20 protein-coding genes and 1 tRNA gene are annotated in these 20,352 nt (G+C 68.7%); 12 read left to right on the top strand and 9 right to left on the bottom strand.

The window, feature by feature from the left end; translation table 11 throughout:
- Window positions 1–53: 53 nt before the first annotated feature.
- From gltX to folC, 5 genes are read right to left on the bottom strand one after another with little or no spacing between them, the layout of a single operon-like run.
- The gene (gene gltX / locus IE209_RS11480) at window positions 54–1,445 is read right to left on the bottom strand and encodes a glutamate--tRNA ligase (protein ID WP_189687085.1); all 1,392 of its coding nucleotides are present in this window, start codon (window positions 1,443–1,445) and stop codon (window positions 54–56) included.
- A gap of 14 nt (window positions 1,446–1,459) precedes the next feature.
- Window positions 1,460–2,962 carry an amidophosphoribosyltransferase gene (gene purF / locus IE209_RS11475; protein ID WP_189687084.1) on the bottom strand — a complete coding sequence of 501 codons (1,503 nt, stop codon included), beginning with the start codon at window positions 2,960–2,962 and terminating at the stop codon, window positions 1,460–1,462.
- A gap of 47 nt (window positions 2,963–3,009) precedes the next feature.
- Window positions 3,010–3,495, bottom strand: coding sequence for a CvpA family protein (locus tag IE209_RS11470; protein WP_189687083.1), 486 nt, complete (start codon window positions 3,493–3,495; stop codon window positions 3,010–3,012).
- A 9-nt stretch (window positions 3,496–3,504) separates the two neighbouring features.
- Window positions 3,505–4,326: an SPOR domain-containing protein gene (locus IE209_RS11465; protein ID WP_189687082.1), complete on the bottom strand. Its 822-nt coding sequence runs from the start codon at window positions 4,324–4,326 to the stop codon at window positions 3,505–3,507.
- A gap of 9 nt (window positions 4,327–4,335) precedes the next feature.
- A complete protein-coding gene (gene folC, locus IE209_RS11460; RefSeq protein ID WP_189687081.1) occupies window positions 4,336–5,625 on the bottom strand; it encodes a bifunctional tetrahydrofolate synthase/dihydrofolate synthase in 1,290 nt (429 codons plus the stop codon).
- 43 nt (window positions 5,626–5,668) lie between these two features.
- On the opposite strand from folC, the gene IE209_RS11455 reads away from it, so the two are divergent.
- A complete protein-coding gene (locus tag IE209_RS11455) occupies window positions 5,669–6,016 on the top strand; it encodes an ArsC family reductase (protein WP_189687080.1) in 348 nt (115 codons plus the stop codon).
- A gap of 27 nt (window positions 6,017–6,043) precedes the next feature.
- A complete protein-coding gene (gene ppnP / locus IE209_RS11450) occupies window positions 6,044–6,370 on the top strand; it encodes a pyrimidine/purine nucleoside phosphorylase (protein WP_189687079.1) in 327 nt (108 codons plus the stop codon).
- Window positions 6,371–6,381: 11 nt separating this feature from the next.
- Here the strand turns inward: ppnP and murB are convergent, their stop codons facing one another.
- On the bottom strand, window positions 6,382–7,434 hold the full coding sequence (gene murB, locus IE209_RS11445) for a UDP-N-acetylmuramate dehydrogenase (protein WP_189687078.1): 1,053 nt from the start codon (window positions 7,432–7,434) through the stop codon (window positions 6,382–6,384).
- A 75-nt stretch (window positions 7,435–7,509) separates the two neighbouring features.
- Between murB and IE209_RS11440 the strand changes: the two genes are divergently transcribed.
- The 3 genes from IE209_RS11440 to IE209_RS11430 are packed head-to-tail and all read left to right on the top strand — an operon-like array spanning window position 7,510 to window position 9,628.
- On the top strand, window positions 7,510–7,995 hold the full coding sequence (locus IE209_RS11440; RefSeq protein WP_145546423.1) for a YajQ family cyclic di-GMP-binding protein: 486 nt from the start codon (window positions 7,510–7,512) through the stop codon (window positions 7,993–7,995).
- 5 nt (window positions 7,996–8,000) lie between these two features.
- Window positions 8,001–8,639 carry a retropepsin-like aspartic protease family protein gene (locus tag IE209_RS11435; protein WP_189687077.1) on the top strand — a complete coding sequence of 213 codons (639 nt, stop codon included), beginning with the start codon at window positions 8,001–8,003 and terminating at the stop codon, window positions 8,637–8,639.
- The gene (locus tag IE209_RS11430; RefSeq protein ID WP_189687076.1) at window positions 8,639–9,628 is read left to right on the top strand and encodes an HD-GYP domain-containing protein; all 990 of its coding nucleotides are present in this window, start codon (window positions 8,639–8,641) and stop codon (window positions 9,626–9,628) included. The genes IE209_RS11435 and IE209_RS11430 overlap by 1 nt, the downstream gene beginning before the upstream one ends.
- A 7-nt stretch (window positions 9,629–9,635) precedes the next feature.
- Here IE209_RS11430 and plsY read toward each other — a convergent pair whose 3' ends face one another.
- The 3 genes from plsY to IE209_RS11415 form a co-directional block, all read right to left on the bottom strand.
- Window positions 9,636–10,256, bottom strand: a complete 621-nt coding sequence (plsY, locus tag IE209_RS11425; protein WP_189687075.1) for a glycerol-3-phosphate 1-O-acyltransferase PlsY — start codon at window positions 10,254–10,256, stop codon at window positions 9,636–9,638.
- A gap of 63 nt (window positions 10,257–10,319) precedes the next feature.
- Complete coding sequence (locus IE209_RS11420; protein ID WP_189687074.1) at window positions 10,320–10,808, bottom strand: aminoacyl-tRNA deacylase; 489 nt, start codon at window positions 10,806–10,808, stop codon at window positions 10,320–10,322.
- Between the two features lie 2 nt (window positions 10,809–10,810).
- Window positions 10,811–11,875 carry an aldo/keto reductase gene (locus tag IE209_RS11415; RefSeq protein ID WP_189687073.1) on the bottom strand — a complete coding sequence of 355 codons (1,065 nt, stop codon included), beginning with the start codon at window positions 11,873–11,875 and terminating at the stop codon, window positions 10,811–10,813.
- Window positions 11,876–11,979: 104 nt separating this feature from the next.
- Between IE209_RS11415 and IE209_RS11410 the strand changes: the two genes are divergently transcribed.
- From IE209_RS11410 to IE209_RS11380, 7 genes are all read left to right on the top strand, one after another.
- The gene (locus IE209_RS11410) at window positions 11,980–12,894 is read left to right on the top strand and encodes an alpha/beta fold hydrolase (RefSeq protein ID WP_189687072.1); all 915 of its coding nucleotides are present in this window, start codon (window positions 11,980–11,982) and stop codon (window positions 12,892–12,894) included.
- Window positions 12,895–12,969: 75 nt separating this feature from the next.
- Window positions 12,970–14,529, top strand: a complete 1,560-nt coding sequence (locus IE209_RS11405; RefSeq protein ID WP_189687071.1) for a methyl-accepting chemotaxis protein — start codon at window positions 12,970–12,972, stop codon at window positions 14,527–14,529.
- 106 nt (window positions 14,530–14,635) lie between these two features.
- Window positions 14,636–15,740 (top strand): peptide chain release factor 2 gene (gene prfB, locus IE209_RS11400; RefSeq protein WP_145546416.1). Its coding sequence is split into 2 segments (ribosomal slippage): window positions 14,636–14,716 and window positions 14,718–15,740, totalling 1,104 coding nucleotides; the frame shifts between segments, so codons are not numbered across the junction.
- Between the two features lie 2 nt (window positions 15,741–15,742).
- Window positions 15,743–16,417, top strand: a complete 675-nt coding sequence (locus tag IE209_RS11395; RefSeq protein ID WP_189687070.1) for an HAD family hydrolase — start codon at window positions 15,743–15,745, stop codon at window positions 16,415–16,417.
- Entirely contained in the window at window positions 16,401–19,091 is a 2,691-nt protein-coding gene (gene pepN, locus IE209_RS11390) for an aminopeptidase N (RefSeq protein ID WP_189687069.1), read from the top strand. The genes IE209_RS11395 and pepN overlap by 17 nt, the downstream gene beginning before the upstream one ends.
- 22 nt (window positions 19,092–19,113) lie before the next feature.
- On the top strand, window positions 19,114–20,121 hold the full coding sequence (locus IE209_RS11385) for a class 1 fructose-bisphosphatase (RefSeq protein ID WP_189687068.1): 1,008 nt from the start codon (window positions 19,114–19,116) through the stop codon (window positions 20,119–20,121).
- 19 nt (window positions 20,122–20,140) lie between these two features.
- Window positions 20,141–20,216 (top strand) — tRNA-Thr (locus tag IE209_RS11380).
- Window positions 20,217–20,352 lie beyond the last annotated feature (136 nt).

Below are 20,352 nucleotides of genomic sequence, written 5' to 3'. Positions count from 1 at the left end.
TCACTTGACTTGCATTCTCATCATCTATCGAGCCTCAAATTATAGAACGCTTTTTAAGCACTTCGCAATATTTCGATCACATTTTTTTTCGTCGACAGCGCGAGCACGGCGTCGAGCGATGGGGTCTGCGCCGTGCCCATGACCAGCACACGCACCGGCATGGCCAGCTGCGGCATCTTGAGGCCGTGGGCCATCAGCACTTCCTTGAGCGCGGCGGCGATGGCCGGCTTGTCCCAGGGCGTGCCCTCGAGCTTGTCGGCCAGCGCAGAGATCGCCGGGCGCACGGCGTCGGTCACATGTTGCGCCAGCTCCTCGGGCTTGGGCTGCACGCCGCGGTAGAAGGCCGCGGCCCATTCAGCCAGCGCCACGGTGGTGTCGCAACGGTCCTTGAACAGGCCGCAGATCGCGGGCAGGCGTTCATCGGCGGCAATGCCTTGCTTGTGCAACTGCTCGGCCACCAGCGGTGCGAGCACCTCGTCGGCCGTGGCCTTCAGGTGCTGCGCATTGACCCAGCGCAGTTTGGCCTCGTCGAACTGCGCGGCGCTGCGGCCCAGGTGGTCCAGGTCGAACCATTCCAGGAACTGGGCACGGCTGAAGATTTCGTCGTCGCCATGGCTCCAGCCCAGGCGCGCGAGGTAGTTGACCATGGCGTCGGGCAGGTAGCCCTCGTCGCGGTACTGCGTGACGGGCTTGGCGCCGTTGCGCTTGCTCATCTTCTCGCCCTGCTCGTTGAGCACGGTGGGCAGGTGCGCGTAGACCGGCGGCTCCTTGCCGAGCGCGCGGAAGATGTTGATCTGGCGTGGCGTGTTGTTGACATGGTCGTCGCCACGGATCACGTGGGTGATGTCCATGTCGATGTCGTCCACGACCACGCAGAAGTTGTAGGTCGGCGTGCCATCGGGCCGCGCGATCACGAGGTCGTCGAGCTCCTCGTTGCGGATCTCGATGCGGCCCTTGACCTTGTCCTCCCAGACCACCGAGCCGCCCTGGGGGTTCTTGAAGCGCAGCACGGGCTGCACGCCCGCAGGCACCGGCGGCAGCACCTTGCCGGGCTCGGGCCGCCAGGTGCCGTCGTAGCGCGGCTTCTCCTTGTTGGCCATCTGGCGCTCGCGCAGCGCATCGAGCTCGGCCACGCCCATGTAGCAGGGATAGACCAGGTCCTGCGCCTGCATCTGGGCCAGCACTTCCTTGTAGCGCGCGATGCGCTGCATCTGGTAGAACGGCCCTTCGTCGTGGTCCAGGCCCAGCCAGCGCATGCCTTCGATGATCACGTCGACAGCGGCCTGCGAGGAACGCTCGAGGTCGGTGTCCTCGATGCGCAGCACGAAGGTGCCGCCGCTGGCGCGCGCGAACGCCCAGGGGTACAGCGCCGAGCGGATGTTGCCCAGGTGGATGAAGCCGGTCGGTGACGGCGCGAAACGGGTACGGACGGAAGTGGTCGGCATGTCGGGCTTGGAAATCAGGCGGCTTCGGCGTTCGGCAGGGCCAGGCGAGAACTGTCGGCATCGTCCTCGCTGCCGCCCACGCGGCGCTCGTTGAGTCGCGCGATGTCGCCGTCGGAGATGTCGCCGGTCACGTAGACGCCGTCGAAGCAGGAGGCATCGAAGCCGGCGATGGCCGGGTTCAGCGAACCCACGGCCTTCTTCATGCCGTCCACGTCCTGGTAGATCAGCGCGTCGCAGCCGATGATGGCGCGCACCTCTTCGACCGTGCGGCCATGGGCGACCAGCTCGTCCTTGGTCGGCATGTCGATGCCATAGACGTTGGGATAGCGCACCGGCGGCGCGGCGCTGGCCAGGTAGACCTTGCGGGCACCGGCGTCGCGCGCCATCTGCACGATCTCGCGGCTCGTGGTGCCGCGCACGATGGAGTCGTCGACCAGCAGCACGTTGCGGTCCTTGAACTCGCTGGCGATGGCGTTGAGCTTCTGGCGCACGGACTTCTTGCGCACGCCCTGCCCCGGCATGATGAAGGTGCGGCCCACGTAGCGGTTCTTGACGAAGCCTTCGCGGTAGGGAATGCCCAGCAGCTGCGCCAGCTGCATGGCGCTCGGGCGGCTGGATTCGGGGATCGGGATCACCACGTCCACGCTGCTCGGCGGCAAGGTGGAAACCAGGCGCTTGGCCAGGGCCTCGCCCAGGTTCAGACGGGCCTGGTAGACCGAGATGCCGTCCATGACCGAATCGGGCCGCGCGAGGTACACGTACTCGAAGATGCAGGGGTTCAGGCGGGGCGACTCCGCGCACTGTTCGGCATGCACCTGGCCCTGCAGGTCGATAAACACGGCCTCTCCGGGTTCCACGTTGCGCTCGAAATCGTGGCCCGTGCCTTCCAGCGTGACGGACTCGCTGGCCACCATGACGGTGTCGCCGCTGCGCCCCATCACGAGCGGACGGATGCCGTAGGGATCGCGGAAGGCCAACAGGCCATAGCCCGCGATCAGCGCCACCACGGCATAGGAACCGCGCACGCGCTTGTGCACGGCACGCACGGCGGCGAACACGTCGGCGACCTTGAGCGGCACGCCGCGTGTGGCGCGCTCCAGCTCGTGCGCCAGCACATTGAGCAGCACCTCGGAGTCGCTCTCGGTGTTGGTGTGGCGGTGGTCGGTGCTGAACAGCTCGGCCTTGAGCGCATGCGCGTTCGTCAGGTTGCCGTTGTGCACCAGCACGATGCCGAACGGCGCATTGACGTAGAACGGCTGGGCCTCTTCCTCGCTGTAGGCATTGCCGGCCGTGGGATAGCGCGCCTGGCCCAGGCCGCAGTTGCCGGGCAACGCGCGCATGTTGCGCGTGCGGAACACGTCGCGCACCATGCCCTTGGCCTTGTGCATGAAGAACTTGCGCTCCTGCTGCGTCACGATACCGGCCGCATCCTGGCCGCGGTGCTGCAACAGCAGCAGCGCGTCATAGATCAGCTGGTTGACAGGGGCATTGCTGACGACGCCGACGATTCCGCACATGGTTGATCCCGCAGGTAAAAAGGGCGGCCAGGCTCAGGCCGCAGGACTCAGGGTAGATACTCGGCAAGCCCGCTCGGCAGGGCCTGCTTGAATGCATGCAGCACCGACACCGTGATGCCGGCCCCGTAGGACTCGCGCCACCAGGGCTCGCGCTGCAGTGGCGTGTTGGAGATGATGACGCCGGCCGCCAGAATCAAGATGGCGCCACGCAACAGGCCGAACACCATGCCCAGCACACGGTCCACCGGCCGCAGGCCCACAGCCTGCACCAGCCGCTTGAACAGCGCGGCCAGCAACCCGCAGGCGAACGCGCCCAGCACGAACACCAGCGCGAACGCTGCCACATAGCGCACCGTAGCGGTTGCGCCGCCCATTGGCAAGTGCGGTGCCACGTCCGGTGCTAGCCATTGCGCGAGCACGAAGGCAGCGATCCAGCCCAGCACCGACAACACCTCGAACACCAGCCCACGCCAGGCCCCCAGCAGCAGCGAACAAGCCAGCACGGCCAACAGGATCCAGTCGAGGACAGGCATGCACGGACGTCAGAGCGAGAGCACCGAGGCCGGCAGGCTCAGTGCCTTGATGCGCTCGGCCGCCTTGTCGGCTTCGGCCCGCACGCCGTAGGGCCCGACGCGCACGCGGATGCGCGCGCCCTCCTTGGTCTGCACCTCCTGGGTGTAGGTCTTGAGGCCGGCGCGCTCCAGGCGCTGGCGCGTCTCGCGCGCCTTGTCGGCATCGGCGAACGCACCCACCTGCACCACGAAGCGACCGGATTGCTCCGCGGCGCTGGCGGGCGCGGCGACAGGCGCCGCGGTCTTGCCGTCCAGCAACGCACGCGCCCGCGCGCCGCTGTCGGCGGCCGGGGCTGGCGCGGGGGTCGGAGCAGGCGCAGGCGCTTTGGCCTCCGCCTTGGGTTCGTGCCGGGGCTCGTTCCTGGCTTCGGCCTTCGGCTCGGCTTTGTGTTCGACCTTGGCTTCAGCCTTCTGCTCTGCCTTGGGCTCGCTGCGGGTTGGCGGCGGGGCCGGCGGCAGCACCTCTTCCCTCGGGTTCAGGCTCGCGTCGGCGGCCACGGTGCCGGTGGCCTGTGCGGGCTCCGGCGCCGCCTGGGCCACCTTGCCGCCGGCGCCGGCACCCGGCACTGGGGCCTTGTCGCGGTCGGGAATGTTGAAGGGAATGTCGACCTGGATCGGCCGCGGCTGCGAATCGAACAGCAGCGGGAATCCCAGCACGCCCACCAGCACGAGCACGGTGGCGCCGATCAGCCGGTGGCGCGCACGGCGGCGCATGTCGTCGATGGTTTCCGCAGGGCTGGCCGGCTGCTCGTCGCCTTGGGGGCCGCGCGCGCGAAACTTGAAAAAGGCCATGGAGTGAGTTCAGCTACCGAGGTGCTTGGCGTGCAATTTGGGGAGGCCTTGCTCCAGCACGCCACCTACGGTCAGGAATGACCCAAAGACGAGGATTCTATCAGCGGGGTCTGCCGCGGCCACGGCCGCCGCCAGCGCCTGCGTGGGGCCGGCATGCCGGCTGGCCGATGCGTCCTTGCGCGTGTTGAGGGCCTGCCAGCGCTGCAGCAGATCGTCGGCCCGTGCCGCGCGCGGGCCCGGCAGATCGCAGAAGTACCAGCGGTCCACGACCGGGCCCATGCGCCGCAGGATGCCGTCCAGGTCCTTGTCGGCCATGGCGCCGAAGACCGCATGCGTGTTGGGGAAAAAACCCATCGCGTCCAGGTTGGCCGCGAGTGCGGACGCCGCATGCGGGTTGTGCGCGACGTCCAGCACCAGCGTGGGCTGGCCCGGCACGATCTGAAAGCGCCCCGGCAGTTCGACCAGCGCGAGGCCGGCGCGCACCGCCTGGGCCGGGATCGGCAGGCGCTCGCGCACGGCCGTCAGCGAGGCCAGCACGCCGGCGGCGTTGAGCAGCTGGTTGGCACCGCGCAACGCCGGGTAGGCCAGGCCGCTGTAGCGCTTGCCGCGGCCTGCCCAGGCCCATTGCTGCTGGTCGCCCGAGAAGTTGAAGTCCACGCCGGACTGCCAGAGGTCGGCGCCGATGGCTTGCGCATGGCGCGCGATGCTGGCCGGCGGAACCGGGTCGCTGACCACGGCCGGGCGACCCGGACGCAGGATGCCGGCCTTCTCGAAGCCGATGGATTCGCGGTCCGGGCCCAGGAACTCCATGTGGTCCAGGTCGATGCTCGTGATCACGGCGCAGTCGGCATCGATCACGTTGACGGCGTCCAGGCGCCCGCCCAGTCCCACCTCCAGCACCGCCAGGTCCAGCTTGGCATCGGCCATGCAGCCCAGGATGGCCAGCGTCGTGAACTCGAAATAGCTCAGCGTGGTCTCGCCGCGCGCGGCCTCCACGCGCGCGAACTGCGGCAGCAGCGCCGCCTCGCTCACCGGCTGGCCTGCGATGCGGCAACGCTCCTCGAAATGCACGAGGTGCGGCGAGGTGTAGACGCCGGTGCGCCAGCCGGCCTGGCCGGCGATGGATTCCAGCATGGCGCAGGTCGAGCCCTTGCCGTTGGTACCCGCCACCGTGATGACGGTGCAGTCGAAGCGCAGCTGCATGCGCTCGGCCACCTGGCGCACGCGCTCCAGCCCCAGGTCGATCGGTCGGGTGTGCAGTTGCTCGCAGTGCGCGAGCCATTCAGCAAGGGTTTGCATAGAGGCCGGATTGTCGCAAACGCGTTCGCCATAATCGCCCGCCATGACCACCCTGTACGGCATTCCCAACTGCGACACCGTCAAGAAGGCGCGCGCCTGGCTGGACGCGCAAGGCGTCGCCTACACCTTCCACGATTTCAAGAAGGCCGGCGTGCCGCCGCAGCTGGACGCCTGGATCGCCGCACTCGGCTGGGAGACCGTGCTCAACCGCAAGGGCACGACCTGGCGCAAGCTCGACGCGGCCGAGCAGGCCGCCGTGCAGGATGCGGCCAGCGCCGCCACGCTGCTGCGCGCGCAGGCCAGCGCGATCAAGCGCCCCATCGTCGAATGGGACGACGGCAGTGTGACCGCAGGCTTCGCCCCCGAGGCCTGGGCCGCGCGTCGCCACTAGTTTTTTTCACTCTGTCTTTTTGAGACCATGACCACCAGCAGCATCGCCGGCGTGACCGTCACGACCCAGGCCAACGTGTACTTCGACGGCAAGTGCGTGAGCCACGCCATCACCTTCCCCGACGGCACCAAGAAGAGCGTGGGCGTGGTCCTGCCGGCCGAACTGACCTTCGGCACGGCCGCGCCCGAGATCATGGAATGCGTGGGCGGTGCCTGCGAATACCGCTTGGCCGGCACCGACGGCTGGATCAAGTCCGCCGCCGGCGAGAAATTCAGCGTGCCGGGCAACACGAAGTTCGACATCCGCGTGACGGCCGAAACCGGGCCGTACCACTACATCTGCCACTACGGCTGAACGGCGCCCGATCAGACCACCACCGGCTCCGGCTCCAGCCGGATGCCGAAGCGCTCGTAGACGCTGGTCTGGATCGCCCGCGCCAGCGTCATGACCTCACCGCCCGTCGCGGGGTTGTCCTTGCCGCCGCGGTTCACGAGCACCAGCGCCTGCTTCTCGTAAACGCCGGCATTGCCCACGCTCTTGCCCTTCCAGCCGCAGGCGTCGATGAGCCAGCCCGCGGCCAGCTTGATGCTGCCGTCGGCCATCGGGTAGTGCACCACGCGCGGGTCGCGGCCGATGATGTCGGCGCACTGCTCGGGCGTCACGGTCGGGTTCTTGAAGAAGCTGCCCGCGTTGCCGATCACCTGCGGGTCGGGCAGCTTGTGGCGCCGGATCTCGCAGATCCAGTCGAAGATCTGCCGGGCCGTGGGCGCGGCGACGCCGGTCTCGGCCTGCTTGCGTTCCAGGTCCAGGTAGCCCAGCACGGGCTTCCAGGCCTTGGGCAGGCGCAGCCGCACACGCGTGATCAGCGCCCGGCCCGCGAGGCCGAAGTCCGACAGCTCGGCGGCCGCATGCTTGAACACCGAATCGCGGTAGCCGAAGGCGCATTGCGCGGCGTTCAGCGTGAAGGCCTTGCCGGTCGCGAGGTCGATGCCGTCCAACGACTCGAAACGGTCCTGCAGTTCCACGCCGTAGGCGCCGATGTTCTGCACGGGCGATGCGCCCATGGTTCCCGGGATCAGCGCAAGGTTCTCCAGGCCCGGCATGCCCTGCGCGAGCGTCCAGGCCACGACGTCGTGCCAGTTCTCACCGGCACCGGCCTCGACGATCCAGGCGCGGTCGGTCTCGGCGACCACGCGCCGGCCCATGATCTCCACCTTGAGCACCAGCGCGCGCACGTCGCCCGTCAGCACGATGTTGCTGCCGCCGCCGAGCACGAACTTCGGGCGCGCGGCGAGTTCCGGATCGGCCAGCACGGCCGCCACGTCGGCCTCGGATGCCACACGCACCAGGGTCTGCGCGCGCGCGACGATGCCGAAGGCGTTGTAGGCCCGCAGCGGCACATTCATCTCGACTAACATCCCGGAATTGTCGCATCGCATGCCGGCCCTGACGCCCGCGCTCATGGCCCGGCGCAACCTCCAGGAACCTCACCCATGCCTTCTTTCGACACCGTTTGTGAAGCCGACCTCGTCAAGGTCCGCAACGCTGTGGACAACAGCGCCAAGGAAATCGGCACCCGCTTCGACTTCAAAGGCACCTCGGCCGCCATCGAGCTCAAGGACAAGGAAATCACCGTCATCGGCGACGCCGACTTCCAGCTCGACCAGATCGCCGACGTGCTGCGCAACAAGCTCACCAAGCAGGAGGTCGACGTGCGCTTCCTGGACATGGGCGACGTGCAGAAGATGGGCGGCGACAAGGTCAAGCGCGTGATCAAGGTGCGCAACGGCATCGAGGCCGAACTGGCCAAGAAGCTGCAGCGCCTGATCAAGGACAGCAAGCTCAAGGTGCAGGCCGCCATCCAGGGCGAGACCGTGCGCGTGACCGGTGCCAAGCGTGACGATCTGCAGGCCGCGATGGCGCTGATCCGCAAGGACATCACCGACATCCCGCTGTCGTTCAACAACTTCAGGGACTGATGCGCATGCGCCCGGCTGCCGCGCTGGCGGCCCTGCTGCTGGCCGCCGGGCTGGGTCCGGCGCAGGCGCAGTCCGTGGCGCTGACGGGCGTGCTGGGCCAGCGCGCGCTGCTGGTCGTGGACGGCGCCGGCCCGCGCAGCCTGGCCGTCGGCGAGAGCTGGCGCGGCGTCAAGCTGCTCGCGCTGCAGGGCGAGCAGGCCGAGATCGAGGTCGGCGGTCGCCGCAGCAGCGTACGCCTGGGCGCCTCGCCGGTCAGCATGGCGGGGGCCGGCGCCGGCAGGCGTGTGGTGCTGCAGGCCGACGGCCGCGGCCACTTCATGGGCCAGGGCCGCATCAACGGCCAACTCGTGCAGTTCATGGTGGACACGGGCGCCAGCACCGTGGCACTGGACACCACCGAGGCCGAACGCCTGGGCCTGGACTACCGCAAGGGCCGCCAGGCACGCGTCAGCACGGCCAACGGCAGCACCCAGGTGTGGGTCGTGCGCCTGGCATCGCTGCGCATCGGCGAGAGCGAACTCACGGACATCGAGGCCGCCGTCGTGCCCCAGCCCATGCCCTATGTGCTGCTCGGCAACAACGTGCTGGCGCGCTTCCAGATGAGCCGCGGCCCGCAGCAGATGGTGCTGGAGCAGCGCTACTGATGGCCATGCAGCCCACCGCCGTCCCCCACCCGCAGGAAGCGGAATACGAAGACCTGCTGGGCCTGTGGTCCGAGCTCGAGGCCGGCCTGTCCACGCTGCTGCTGCGGCCCCGGCAGGTGGCCGAGTTCCCGCGCAAGGTGCAGCAGTACGACCGCTGGATGCAGGATCTGCTGCAACACGACATGGACACCGGCCTGTACCTGCTGTACCAGCTCGCGGCCAACCGCACGCTGGGCTACAGCAGCGCCCACGCACTGGTCTGCGGCGTGCTGTGCCATGTACTGGCGGCCGAACTGGCGCTGCCACAGGCCGAGCGCGACAGCCTGGTGGGCGCGGCGCTGACCATGAACCTGTCCATGACGGCACTGCAGAACCGCCTGGCCGAGCAGACCGAGGCGCCCAGCGCGGAGCAGAAGGAACAGATCGACGCCCATGCCGCGACCGGCAGCATGCTGCTGGGCCGCCTGGGCGTGGGCGATGCGGACTGGCTGCAGGTCGTCGCCCTGCACCACGAAAGCCTGCCCTCTGCCGCACTGGACACGCTGGCGCCGGTGCAACGCCTGGCCCGCATCCTGCAGGTGGTCGACCGCTACGCCGCCATGATCAGCCCGCGCAAGTCGCGCGCGGCACGCAGCGTGATCGAGACCGTGCGCGCCATGCTGGGCCGCGGCGACGTCGCGCGCGAAGCCGCCGGCATGGCGCTGGTGCGCGCCGTGGGCCTGTGTCCGCCGGGCAGCTTCGTGCGGCTGGATTCGGGCGAGGTGGCCCTGGTGCTGCGCCGCGGCCGCCAGGCCAACCATCCGCTGGTGGCCACCGTGCTGGGCAGGAGCGGCGACAAGCTCGCGGCGCCGCGCCTTCTGCGCATCGGCCAGGGCGGCCCGGCCATCCAGTCGGCGCTGACACCCGAGTTGCTGCGCAACCGCGTGCGCATCAACCACCAGGCCCTGCTGCGCCAAGGCCTGCAGGCCGCACGCACGCACGCGGCCTGAGCGCCGCCTACTTCTTCTTGCTGCCCAGGCGCGATTCCTTGCCCTGGGCCAGCCGGCCGATGTTCTCGCGGTGGCGCCAGAACAGCAACAGCGCCATGGCGCCCAGGGCCAGCGCGATGCGCTTGTCGGCATACCAGGCCAGGCCGTTGCCGAACAGGTAGTAGACCGGCGCGAACACGGCCGCCACCAGCGAGGCCAGCGAGGAGTAGCGGAAGAAGAAGGCGATGATGAGCCAGGTCAGTGCCGCTGCCAGGCCCAGCAGCCAGTCCACGCCGAACAGAACGCCCAGTGCCGTGGCCACGCCCTTGCCGCCCTGGAAGCGGAAGAACACCGGGTACAGGTGGCCCAGGAAGGCCGCCAGGCCGACCAGCGCCACCGTGCCTTCCTGCAGGCCGAAGCGTTCGCCATACCAGACCACCAGCGCCACCGGCAGCCAGCCCTTGAGCGCGTCGAGCAGCAAGGTGACGAGGGCCGCGACCTTGCTGCCCGAGCGCAGCACATTGGTCGCCCCGGGGTTCTTGCTGCCATAGCTGCGCGGGTCCGACAGGCCCATCACGCGGCTGACGATCACGGCGAAGGACAGCGAACCCAGCAGGTAGGCGGCCAACGTGGCGAGGAAGGAATTCATGGGTTGCAAATGTCTCCGGCGAAAGGCGCGCGCATTGTGCCAGCGCCGCCCGTCACAGGCCGCTCACAGCGGCAGGCCACACTGCACCGGCTTGGCACCCAACAACTGCACGCAGACCTGGGGATCGATGCCGACCAGAAAGCCGCGCCGCCCGCCGTTGATGGCGATGCGCGGCAGCGCCAGGATGGTCTCCTCGATGTAGACCGGCATGCGCTTCTTGGTGCCAAACGGCGAGGTCCCGCCCACCAGGTAGCCGCTGTGCCGGTTCGCCACCTCGGGCGCGCAGGCTTCGACCGACTTGGCGCCGATCTGGCGCGCGAGGTTCTTGGTCGAGACCTTGCGGTTGCCGTGCATCAGCACCAGCAGCGGCTTGGCATCCTGGTCCTGCATGACCAGGGTCTTGACGACCGTGAACGGGTCCAGCCCCAGCACCTCGGCGCTGTGTTGGGCACCGCCGTGCTCCAGGTACTCGTACGGGTGCTCGGTGAACAAGACCTTGTGCGCACGCAGCAGCTGCGTGGCCGGCGTTTCGGAGACGTGCTGCTTGGCCATGCTCAGAGCGCCGGGTCGCCCAGCTCCAGGTGCAGTGCGTCCAGCGCGGCCATGGCGCCGTCCGGCAGCTCGGTCTGGAAGGCGGCCACATCCTCTTCCAGTTGCGCCACGCTGGTCACCCCCAGGATGGTGCTGGTCACCTGCCATTTGCTGCGGCAAAAAGCCAGCGCCAGCTGCGTGGGCGTGAGTCCCAGTTCGCGCGCCAGCGCGTTGTAGCGGCGCGCGGCCGCCAGCGCCGCATCGCGCCCCCAGCGCCCCGAACGCACCGAGGCATAGCGGGCGATGCGCGCCTCGCTCGGAGCTGCCGGCCCGCTGGTGCCGCCCGTGTCGTACTTGCCGGTCAACAGGCCGAAGCCGAGCGGCGAGTAGGCCAAAAGGCCCACGTCCAGCCGGTGCAGGGTTTCGTCCAGCGCATGCTCCACGCTGCGGTTGATCAGGCAGTAGGCGTTCTGCACGGACGCCACGCGCGCCAGCCCCTGGCTTTCGGCCAGGCGCACGAACTCGTGCACGCCATAGGGCGTCTCGTTGGACAGGCCGATGGCGCGCACCTTGCCCGCGCGCACCAGGCTGTCGAGCGCCCGCAGCTGCTCCTCGATCGCGGGCGCGGGCTTGTCCAGCGCGGGATCGAAGTAGCGTGCGCCAAACGACGGCAGGTTGCGCGCCGGCCAGTGCAGCTGGTAGAGATCGATCACGTCGGTACGCAGGCGCTTCAGGCTCGCTTCGCACGACTCGACGATGTCGCTGGCCTTGAACTCGGCCCGGCCGTGGCGGATCCAAGGCATGCCGCGCGGCGGCCCGGCCGCCTTGGTCGCCAGCAGCACGCGCTGGCGCACGCCGGGGCGGGCCGCGAACCAGTCGCCGAGGATGGTCTCGGTCGCGCCATAGGTTTCGGCGCGTGCCGGCACGGCGTACATCTCGGCCGTGTCGATGAAGCTGATGCCCAGCGCGAGCGAGCGGTCCAGGATGGTGTGCGCCGTGGCGCTGTCGACCTGCTCGCCGAAGGTCATGGTGCCCAGGCAGAGCGGCGTCACGTGCAGGCCACTGCGGCCCAGCGGAACAGTGTGCATGGAGATGCTTGTCGGTACAGCCTAAAGAAGCGCGCGAGTGTCGCAGTTTTCCTGTCGCGCGGCTGACCGTTCCCGGCGCCGCCCCTGCCCTACCATCGCCGCCCATGTACCAGCCTCTTCGCCCCTCGCGCAGCGACATGATCCCCCTGCGCACGCTGCGCGCCCATGTCCGCCTGTGGGGCGAGCCCGCGCCCGGCCGCGTGCCGCTGGTGCTGGTGCACGGCTGGATGGACGTCTCGGCCTCCTGGCAGTTCGTGGTGGACGCGCTCGCCCAGGACCACTTCATCGTCGCGCCCGACTGGCGCGGCTACGGCCTGACCGAGGCCGCGCCGGTGGACAGCTACTGCTTCGCCGACTACCTCGGCGACCTGGACTTCCTGCTCGACCATTACGCGGGCGACCAGCCTGTGAACCTGGTCGGCCACAGCATGGGCGGCAACGTGGCCATGATGTACGCGGGCGTGCGGCCGGCGCGCATCCGCCGACTCGTGAACCTGGAGGGCTTCGGATCGCCCGAACACCGGCCCGAGGAAGCGCCGCGCCGTTACGCGCGCTGGATGGACGAGCTCAAGCAGTTCCACCGCGGCGAGATGGGCCTGGCACCCTACGACAGCGCCGATGGCGTCGCGCGCCGGCTCATGAAGACCAACCGGCGGCTGCCGCAGGACAAGGCCGACTGGCTCGCGCGCCAGTGGGCCCACGAGACACGGCGTGCCGATGGCAGCGCCGAATGGCGCATCCGTGGCGATGCCGCGCACAAGACCATCTTCGCGCAGGCCATGCGCGTGGACGAGGTGCTGGCGCTGTACCGCGCGATCACGGCACCCGTGCTGGCGGTGGAAGCCTCCGACGACAGCCTGTCGCAATGGTGGAAGGGACGCTACACGCTGGAGGACTACCACCGCCGGCTGGAGCACATTGCGCATTGCACGGTGTTGCGCATCGACGACGCGGGCCACATGCTGCAGCACGACCAGCCGCAGGCGGTGGCGCAGGCCATCGAGCGCTTCATCGCGTAGCAGGGCACGTTACAAGGCGTTGCAGTCGCCCTGCAATTGCCGTCCAATGCCCTCCGGGAACTTCCGGAGAACTGCATGAAACTGAGCCTCAAGCTCCCCCTGGCCTTCGTCGCCGCACTGGCCGCCCTGCTCTGCGCCGCTCTGTTCGGCATGTTCCAGCTCAACCAGGGCCTTGCCACCTACGAGACCACCGTGCGTGCGCACACTGCCCAAGAGCGTGACGTGGCAGGGCTGCTCAACGACTTCAAGACCCAGGTGCAGGAGTGGAAGAACGTGCTGCTGCGCGGCAAGGACCCGGCGCAGCGCGAACGCTACTGGACCGCCTTCCAGAAGAAGGAGGCCGATGTGGCCCGCGGCGCGCAGCAGCTCGCCGCCGCCCTGGGCGATCGCGAGGCCGGCCGGCTGATCGCGCGCTTTCGCGAAGCGCACACCACCATGGGCGCGGGCTACCGCAAGGGCTATGCGGCCTTCGAGGCCGCAGCCTTCGAATCGAGCGCCGGCGACAAGGCCGTACAGGGCATGGACCGCGAGCCGGCCCAGCTGCTGGACCAGGCCGGCGAGAAGATCGCGGCAGAAAGCCGCGGCATCGCCGAGGTGGCGGCTGCGCAGTCGCGCCGGGCGCTGTCCATCAGCCTGGCCACCATGGCCGTGGTCTGCGTGCTGGCCATCGGCGGGGCCATCGCCTTCAGCCGCTCGGTCGTGCGGCCGCTGGACCGGGCCGTGGCCGTCTCGCGCGCCGTGGCCGCCGGCGACCTCACCGCCGCCGCCCAGGTGCTGGGCAAGGACGAGGTGGCCGAACTGCTCAACGCCTTGCATGCCATGCAGGGGGCGCTGTCCAGCGTGGTCAGCAACGTGCGCCAGAACGCCGAGGGCGTGGCCACGGCCAGCGCCGAGATCGCGCTGGGCAACAACGACTTGTCGGCGCGCACCGAGCAACAGGCCTCGGCGCTGGAGCAGACGGCGGCCTCCATGGAACAGCTCAGTGCCACCGTGCGCCAGAACGCCGACAACGCCCGCAGCGCCAACGGCCTGTCGCAGGAGGCCTCGCGCATCGCGGCCGAGGGCGGCGCCGCCGTGGGCCGCGTGGTGCAGACCATGCAGGGCATCGCCGACGCCTCGCGCCGCATCGCCGACATCATCGGCACCATCGACGGCATCGCCTTCCAGACCAACATCCTCGCGCTCAACGCCGCCGTGGAGGCCGCCCGCGCCGGCGAGCAGGGCCGCGGCTTCGCCGTGGTGGCCAGCGAGGTGCGCCACCTGGCCCAGCGCAGCGCCGAGGCCGCGCGCGAGATCAAGGCGCTGATCGGCACCAGCACCGCGCGCGTGGAGGAAGGGTCGGCCCAGGTCGACGCGGCCGGCGCCACCATGCAGCAGGTGGTCGCGGCGATCCAGCGCGTGACCGACCTCATGGGCGAGATCAGCGCCGCCAGCCAGGAGCAGAGCTCGGGCGTGGCCCAGATCGGCGAGGCCGTGACGCAGATGGACCACGCCACCCAGCAGAACGCAGCCCTGGTCGAGCAGAGCGCCGCCGCGGCCAGCAGCCTCAAATCCCAGGCTCATGACCTGGTCCAGGCCGTGGCGGTGTTCCGGCTCGGCGCCGGCCAGCCTCGCCTCGCCCACGCGGCCGCCTGAACGGCCGCCCTCCCCTGCCCGCCGCAAGGACTCGGCGGGCGGCGGGGTGCGCATGAGAAAATCGCACGTTTTGCCGCAAGGCACCACCGAACCGAGCGAGATCACCATGGACGCAGAACACATCAACCAGATCGGCACCCAACTGACGGACCTGGCCGCCAGGACCCAGGAACTACGGGGGTATCTTTGACGCCGATGCCAAAGCCGAACGCCTGAGGACCGTCAACGCCGCGCTGGAAGACCCCGCGGTCTGGAACGAGCCCAAAAAGGCCCAGGAACTCGCCAAGGAGAAGAAGGCGCTCGAAGACGTCGTCGTGACGCTGGAGCGGCTCGCGCGGGAGCTGGCCGACAACACCGAACTCTACGAGATGAGCAAGGAAGAAGGCGACGAGGCCGGCCTGGCCACCATCGAAGCCGAAGGCGCCAAGCTGGCGGCCGAGGTCGAGGCGCTGGAGTTCCGCCGCATGTTCAGCAACCCGGCCGACCCGCTGAACTGCTTCATCGACATCCAGGCCGGCGCCGGCGGCACCGAGGCCTGCGACTGGGCCAGCATGCTGCTGCGCCAGTACCTCAAGTACGCCGAGCGCAAGGGCTTCAAGACCACGGTGGAAGACGAGTCGCCGGGCGACACGGCCGGCATCAAGGGCGCCACGGTCAAGGTCGAGGGCGAGTACGCGTTCGGCCTGCTGCGCACCGAGACCGGCGTGCACCGCCTGGTGCGCAAGTCGCCGTTCGACAGCTCGGGCGGACGCCACACCAGCTTCGCCAGCATCTTCGTCTACCCGGAGATCGACGACTCCATCGAGATCGAGATCAACCCGGCCGACGTGCGCACCGACACCTTCCGCGCCTCCGGCGCGGGCGGCCAGCACATCAACAAGACCGACTCGGCCGTGCGGCTCACGCACATCCCGACCGGCATCGTCGTGCAGTGCCAGGACGGCCGCAGCCAGCACAGCAACCGCGACGTGGCCTGGAAGCGCCTGCGCTCGCGCCTGTACGACCACGAGATGCGCAAGCGCCAGGAAGAGCAGCAAAAGCTGGAGGACAGCAAGACCGACGTGGGCTGGGGCCACCAGATCCGTTCTTACGTGCTGGACAACAGCCGCATCAAGGACCTGCGCACCAACGTGGAGATCTCGGCCACGCAGAAGGTGCTGGACGGCGACCTGGACGCCTTCATCGAAGCCTCGCTCAAGCAAGGCATCTGAGGATGAAGACCGAGGCCCTGATCTTCGACATGGACGGCACCATGGTCGACTCCATGCCCTGGCATGCGAAGTCCTGGGTGGCGTTCTGCCGCCGGCACGGCATCCAGATGGAAGCGGCCGAAATCCTCGCGCGCACCACGGGCCGCACCGGCGTGGAGTGCATGGCCGAGGTCTTCGGCCGTCCGCTGGCCGAGGCCGACGCCCTGGCCTTCGTGCACGAGAAGGAAGAGATCTACCGCGCGCTGTTCGCAGCCGAATTCCGCGAGGTGGCGGGCTTCACGGCGTTCGCGCGCCACGCGGCGGCGCGCGGGCTCAAGCTGGCGGTGGGTACCGCGGGCGACAAGCACAACATCGCATTCGTGATGTCGCGCCTGGGGATGGACCCGCTGCCCCTGGCCATCGTCGGCGGCGACGAGGGCCTCTCGGGCAAGCCCACGCCAGCCATCTTCCTGGAAGCCGCGCGCCGCATCGGCGCGGCGCCCGAACGCTGCATCGTGTTCGAGGACGCGCCCTTCGGCATCGAAGCCGCGCGCCGCGGCGGCATGCGCGCCGTGGCCGTGTGCAGCACCCACAGCGCCGAAGAACTCGCCGGCCCGCACGTGATCGCGGCCGTGCGCCACTACGACGAACTCGCCCATTCGAATTTTCTGGAGATGCTCGATGTTGCAATTGCGTGATGCGCAGAGTGCCCCCGTGGCGATCCGCCGCGAGGACTACCAGGCACCGGCGTTCTGGATCGACACGGTCGACCTCTGCTTTGACCTGGACCCGGCCAAGACCCGGGTGCTCAACAAGATGGTGTTGCGCCGCAACCCCGACGTGCCGGCCCAGGCCCTGCGGCTGGACGGCGAGGAGCTGAACCTCGCGCGCGTGCTGGTCAATGGCCAGGGCGCCTCGTTCCGCATCGAAGGCGGCCAGCTCGTGCTGGAGAACCTGCCCGCGGCCGAGGAAGGCCCGTTCGCGCTGGAGATCTTCACCACCTGCGCCCCGGCCAAGAACACCAAGCTGATGGGCCTGTACGTCAGCAACGGCTCATTCTTCACGCAGTGCGAGGCAGAGGGCTTTCGCCGCATCACCTACTTCCTGGACCGTCCCGACGTGATGGCCAGCTACACGGTGACGCTGCGGGCCGACAAGACGGCCTACCCCGTGCTGCTGTCCAACGGCAACCTGGTCGAGCACGGGCCGTTGCAAGGCGAAGGCAACGAGAACCGCCACTACGCCAAGTGGGTCGATCCGCACAAGAAGCCCAGCTACCTGTTCGCGCTGGTGGCCGGCAAGCTCGTGGCGCGCGAGCAGCGCATCCGCTCGCGCCTGGGCGGCGACCATTTGCTGCAGGTCTACGTGCGCCCGGGCGACCTGGACAAGACCGAGCATGCCATGCAGTCGCTGATGGCCTCGGTGGCCTGGGACGAGGCCCGCTTCGGCCTGCCGCTGGACCTCGAACGCTTCATGATCGTGGCGACCAGCGACTTCAACATGGGGGCCATGGAGAACAAGGGCCTCAACATCTTCAACACCAAGTACGTGCTGGCCAACCAGGCCACGGCTACGGACACCGACTTCGCCAATATCGAATCGGTGGTGGGCCACGAGTACTTCCACAACTGGACCGGCAACCGCGTGACCTGCCGCGACTGGTTCCAGCTGAGCCTGAAGGAAGGCCTCACGGTGTTCCGCGACCAGGAGTTCAGCCAGGACCTGTGCGCCGAGCCCTCGGCCCGCGCCGTCAAGCGCATCGAGGACGTGCGCGTGCTGCGCACCGCGCAGTTCCCCGAGGACGCCGGCCCGATGGCGCACCCGGTGCGGCCCGACAGCTACGTGGAGATCAACAACTTCTACACCGTCACGGTCTACGAGAAGGGTGCCGAGGTCGTGCGCATGATGCAGACCCTGGTGGGCCGCGACGGTTTCGCCGCCGGCATGAAACTGTACTTCGAGCGCCACGACGGCCAGGCCGTGACCTGCGACGACTTCGCCCAGGCGATCGCCGATGCCAACCCGGGCTCCGAACTCGCGCGGTTGCTGCCGCAGTTCAAGCGCTGGTACAGCCAGGCCGGCACGCCGCGCGTGCATGCCGCGGGCCAGTGGGACGCTGGCGCGGGCCGCTACACGCTCACGCTCACGCAGAGCTGCGCGCCCACGCCGGGCCAGGCGCTCAAGGAGCCCTTCGTGATCCCGGTCGCGCTGGGCCTGCTGGGCGCCGATGGCCAGGAGCTGCAGACGCAACAGCCCGCGCTGTTCGTGATGACCGAAGCGCAGCACCAGATCGTGTTCGAAGGCCTCGCGGCCGAGCCCGTGCCCTCGCTGCTGCGCGGCTTCTCGGCGCCGGTGATCCTGGACATCGACTACAGCGACGCCCAGCTGCTGACCCTGCTCGCGCACGACAGCGACCCCTTCAACCGCTGGGAAGCCGGCCAGCGCCTGGCCCTGCGCCGCGCGCTCAAGGCCATCGGCGACGATGGCTTCGCCGACGGCCAGACGGTGCTGGACGCCGCCTTCATCGACGCCATGCGCGAGGTGCTGCGCCACCCGCGGCTCGATGCGGCCTTCAAGGAACTGGTGCTGACGCTGCCGTCGGAGACCTACCTGGCCGAGCAGCTGGACGTGGTCGATCCGCAGCGCATCCACGCTGTGCGCGAAGCCATGCGCGCGCAGCTCGCCGAGGCGCTGCTGGAGGACTGGCAATGGGCCTACGAGGAACACCGCGACAACGGCGCCTACCAGCCCGACCCGCGTTCGTCGGGCCGTCGCGCTCTGGCCGGCCTGGCGCTGGCCCAGCTGTGCCTGGCCGCACGCACGAGCGGCGACACCGTCTGGCCCGGCAAGGCCTACCAGCGCTTCAAGGACGCCGGCAACATGACCGACCGCTTCAATGCGCTGTCGGCCCTGGTGGCCAGCGCCCACGAGCTCGCGGCTCCGGCCCTGCAGCGCTTCCATGCGCTGTTCAAGGACGAGGCCCTGGTGCTGGACAAATGGTTCGCGCTGCAGGCCGGCAGCCCCGACCGCAACGGCAACGTGCTGCCGGCGGTCAAGCAGCTCATGAAGCATGCCGACTTCAACCTGCGCAACCCCAACCGCGCGCGCAGCGTGATCTTCAGCTACTGCAATGCCAACCCGGGCGGCTTCCACCGCGCGGACGCGGCCGGCTACGTGTTCTGGGCCGACCGCGTGATCGAGCTCGACGCCATCAACCCGCAGGTCGCCGCCCGGCTCGCGCGTGCGCTGGACCGCTGGAAGAAGCTGGCCGAGCCCTACCGCACGGCCGCGCGCGAGGCGCTGGCCCGCGTGGCCGCCAAGGCCGACCTCTCCAACGACGTGCGCGAGGTCGTGACCCGCGCATTGGACTGATCATCAACCTCGAAGGAATCCGATGTCCCAGAAAGTCTCATTGACCCGCTACCTGGTCGAACAGCAGCGCGTCGACGGCCTGATCCCGGCCCAGCTGCGCCTGCTGCTGGAAGTGGTGGCCCGTGCCTGCAAGCGCATCAGCTTCGCCGTCAACAAGGGCGAACTCGGCGACGTGATGGGTGCGGCAGAAACCCAGAACGTGCAGGGCGAGGTGCAGAAGAAGCTCGACATCATCGCCAACGAGGTGTTGATCGAGGCCAACGAATGGGGCGGCCACCTGGCGGCCATGGCCTCCGAGGAAATGGAGGGCATCTACGTGGTGCCCAACCGCTATCCCCAGGGCGAATACCTGTTGATGTTCGACCCGCTGGACGGCTCGTCCAACATCGACGTGAACGTCAGCATCGGCACCATCTTCAGCGTGCTCAAGAAGCCCGACGACCACCCCGGTGTGCAGGAGGCCGACTTCCTGCAGGCCGGCGCCAGGCAGGTCGCGGCCGGCTACTGCATCTATGGCCCGCAGACCACGCTGGTGCTGACGGTCGGCGACGGCGTGGCCCAGTTCACGCTGGACCGCGAGCAGGGCTCCTTCGTGCTGACGCAGGAAAACCTGCGCATCCCCGAGGACACCAAGGAATTCGCGATCAACATGAGCAACATGCGCCACTGGGACACCCCGGTGAAGCGCTACATCGACGAATGCCTGGCCGGCAAGGAAGGTCCGCGCGGCAAGGACTTCAACATGCGCTGGATCGCCAGCATGGTGGCGGACGTGCACCGCATCCTCACGCGCGGCGGCATCTTCATGTACCCCTGGGACAAGCGCGAGCCCGAAAAGCCGGGCAAGCTGCGCCTGATGTACGAGGCCAATCCCATGGCCTGGCTGGTCGAACAGGCCGGTGGCGCCGCCACCAACGGCAAGGAGCGCATCCTGGACATCGCGCCGACCAAGCTGCACCAGCGCGTGAGCGTGATCCTGGGCTCGAAAAACGAAGTTGAGCGCCTGACCAGCTACCACACGGAAAAATGACGCTATAATCGCGGGCTACGCCGGTGTAGCTCAGTCGGTAGAGCAGCTCATTCGTAATGAGAAGGTCGAGGGTTCGATTCCTTTCTCCGGCACCAGACCAAAAACCCCGTCATCGCAAGGTGGCGGGGTTTTTTTTTGGGCGTTCGACGCTGCGCGTGGCCACCCCCGGCACCCCTGCCTGTTTCGCAGGCACCGCGTCGCAAGCCGCGCCGGACAAGGCTTGCCGGAGTT

It is taken from the genome of Pseudorhodoferax aquiterrae (genome assembly GCF_014652235.1).
Taxonomy (GTDB): Bacteria; Pseudomonadota; Gammaproteobacteria; order Burkholderiales; family Burkholderiaceae_C; genus Pseudorhodoferax; species Pseudorhodoferax aquiterrae.
Note: the sequence above shows the minus strand (reverse complement) of the source record. Positions and strands in the feature narration are given on the sequence as shown.

Bases quoted from the DNA above. Each gene is read 5' to 3' on its own strand.
- gltX (WP_189687085.1), bottom strand. From the start codon at position 1,445: ATGCCGACCACTTCCGTCCGTACCCGTTTCGCGCCGTCACCGACCGGC.
- purF (WP_189687084.1), bottom strand. From the start codon at position 2,962: ATGTGCGGAATCGTCGGCGTCGTCAGCAATGCCCCTGTCAACCAGCTG.
- IE209_RS11470 (WP_189687083.1), bottom strand. From the start codon at position 3,495: ATGCCTGTCCTCGACTGGATCCTGTTGGCCGTGCTGGCTTGTTCGCTG.
- IE209_RS11465 (WP_189687082.1), bottom strand. From the start codon at position 4,326: ATGGCCTTTTTCAAGTTTCGCGCGCGCGGCCCCCAAGGCGACGAGCAG.
- folC (WP_189687081.1), bottom strand. From the start codon at position 5,625: ATGCAAACCCTTGCTGAATGGCTCGCGCACTGCGAGCAACTGCACACC.
- IE209_RS11455 (WP_189687080.1), top strand. From the start codon at position 5,669: ATGACCACCCTGTACGGCATTCCCAACTGCGACACCGTCAAGAAGGCG.
- ppnP (WP_189687079.1), top strand. From the start codon at position 6,044: ATGACCACCAGCAGCATCGCCGGCGTGACCGTCACGACCCAGGCCAAC.
- murB (WP_189687078.1), bottom strand. From the start codon at position 7,434: ATGTTAGTCGAGATGAATGTGCCGCTGCGGGCCTACAACGCCTTCGGC.
- IE209_RS11440 (WP_145546423.1), top strand. From the start codon at position 7,510: ATGCCTTCTTTCGACACCGTTTGTGAAGCCGACCTCGTCAAGGTCCGC.
- IE209_RS11435 (WP_189687077.1), top strand. From the start codon at position 8,001: ATGCGCCCGGCTGCCGCGCTGGCGGCCCTGCTGCTGGCCGCCGGGCTG.
- IE209_RS11430 (WP_189687076.1), top strand. From the start codon at position 8,639: ATGGCCATGCAGCCCACCGCCGTCCCCCACCCGCAGGAAGCGGAATAC.
- plsY (WP_189687075.1), bottom strand. From the start codon at position 10,256: ATGAATTCCTTCCTCGCCACGTTGGCCGCCTACCTGCTGGGTTCGCTG.
- IE209_RS11420 (WP_189687074.1), bottom strand. From the start codon at position 10,808: ATGGCCAAGCAGCACGTCTCCGAAACGCCGGCCACGCAGCTGCTGCGT.
- IE209_RS11415 (WP_189687073.1), bottom strand. From the start codon at position 11,875: ATGCACACTGTTCCGCTGGGCCGCAGTGGCCTGCACGTGACGCCGCTC.
- IE209_RS11410 (WP_189687072.1), top strand. From the start codon at position 11,980: ATGTACCAGCCTCTTCGCCCCTCGCGCAGCGACATGATCCCCCTGCGC.
- IE209_RS11405 (WP_189687071.1), top strand. From the start codon at position 12,970: ATGAAACTGAGCCTCAAGCTCCCCCTGGCCTTCGTCGCCGCACTGGCC.
- IE209_RS11395 (WP_189687070.1), top strand. From the start codon at position 15,743: ATGAAGACCGAGGCCCTGATCTTCGACATGGACGGCACCATGGTCGAC.
- pepN (WP_189687069.1), top strand. From the start codon at position 16,401: ATGTTGCAATTGCGTGATGCGCAGAGTGCCCCCGTGGCGATCCGCCGC.
- IE209_RS11385 (WP_189687068.1), top strand. From the start codon at position 19,114: ATGTCCCAGAAAGTCTCATTGACCCGCTACCTGGTCGAACAGCAGCGC.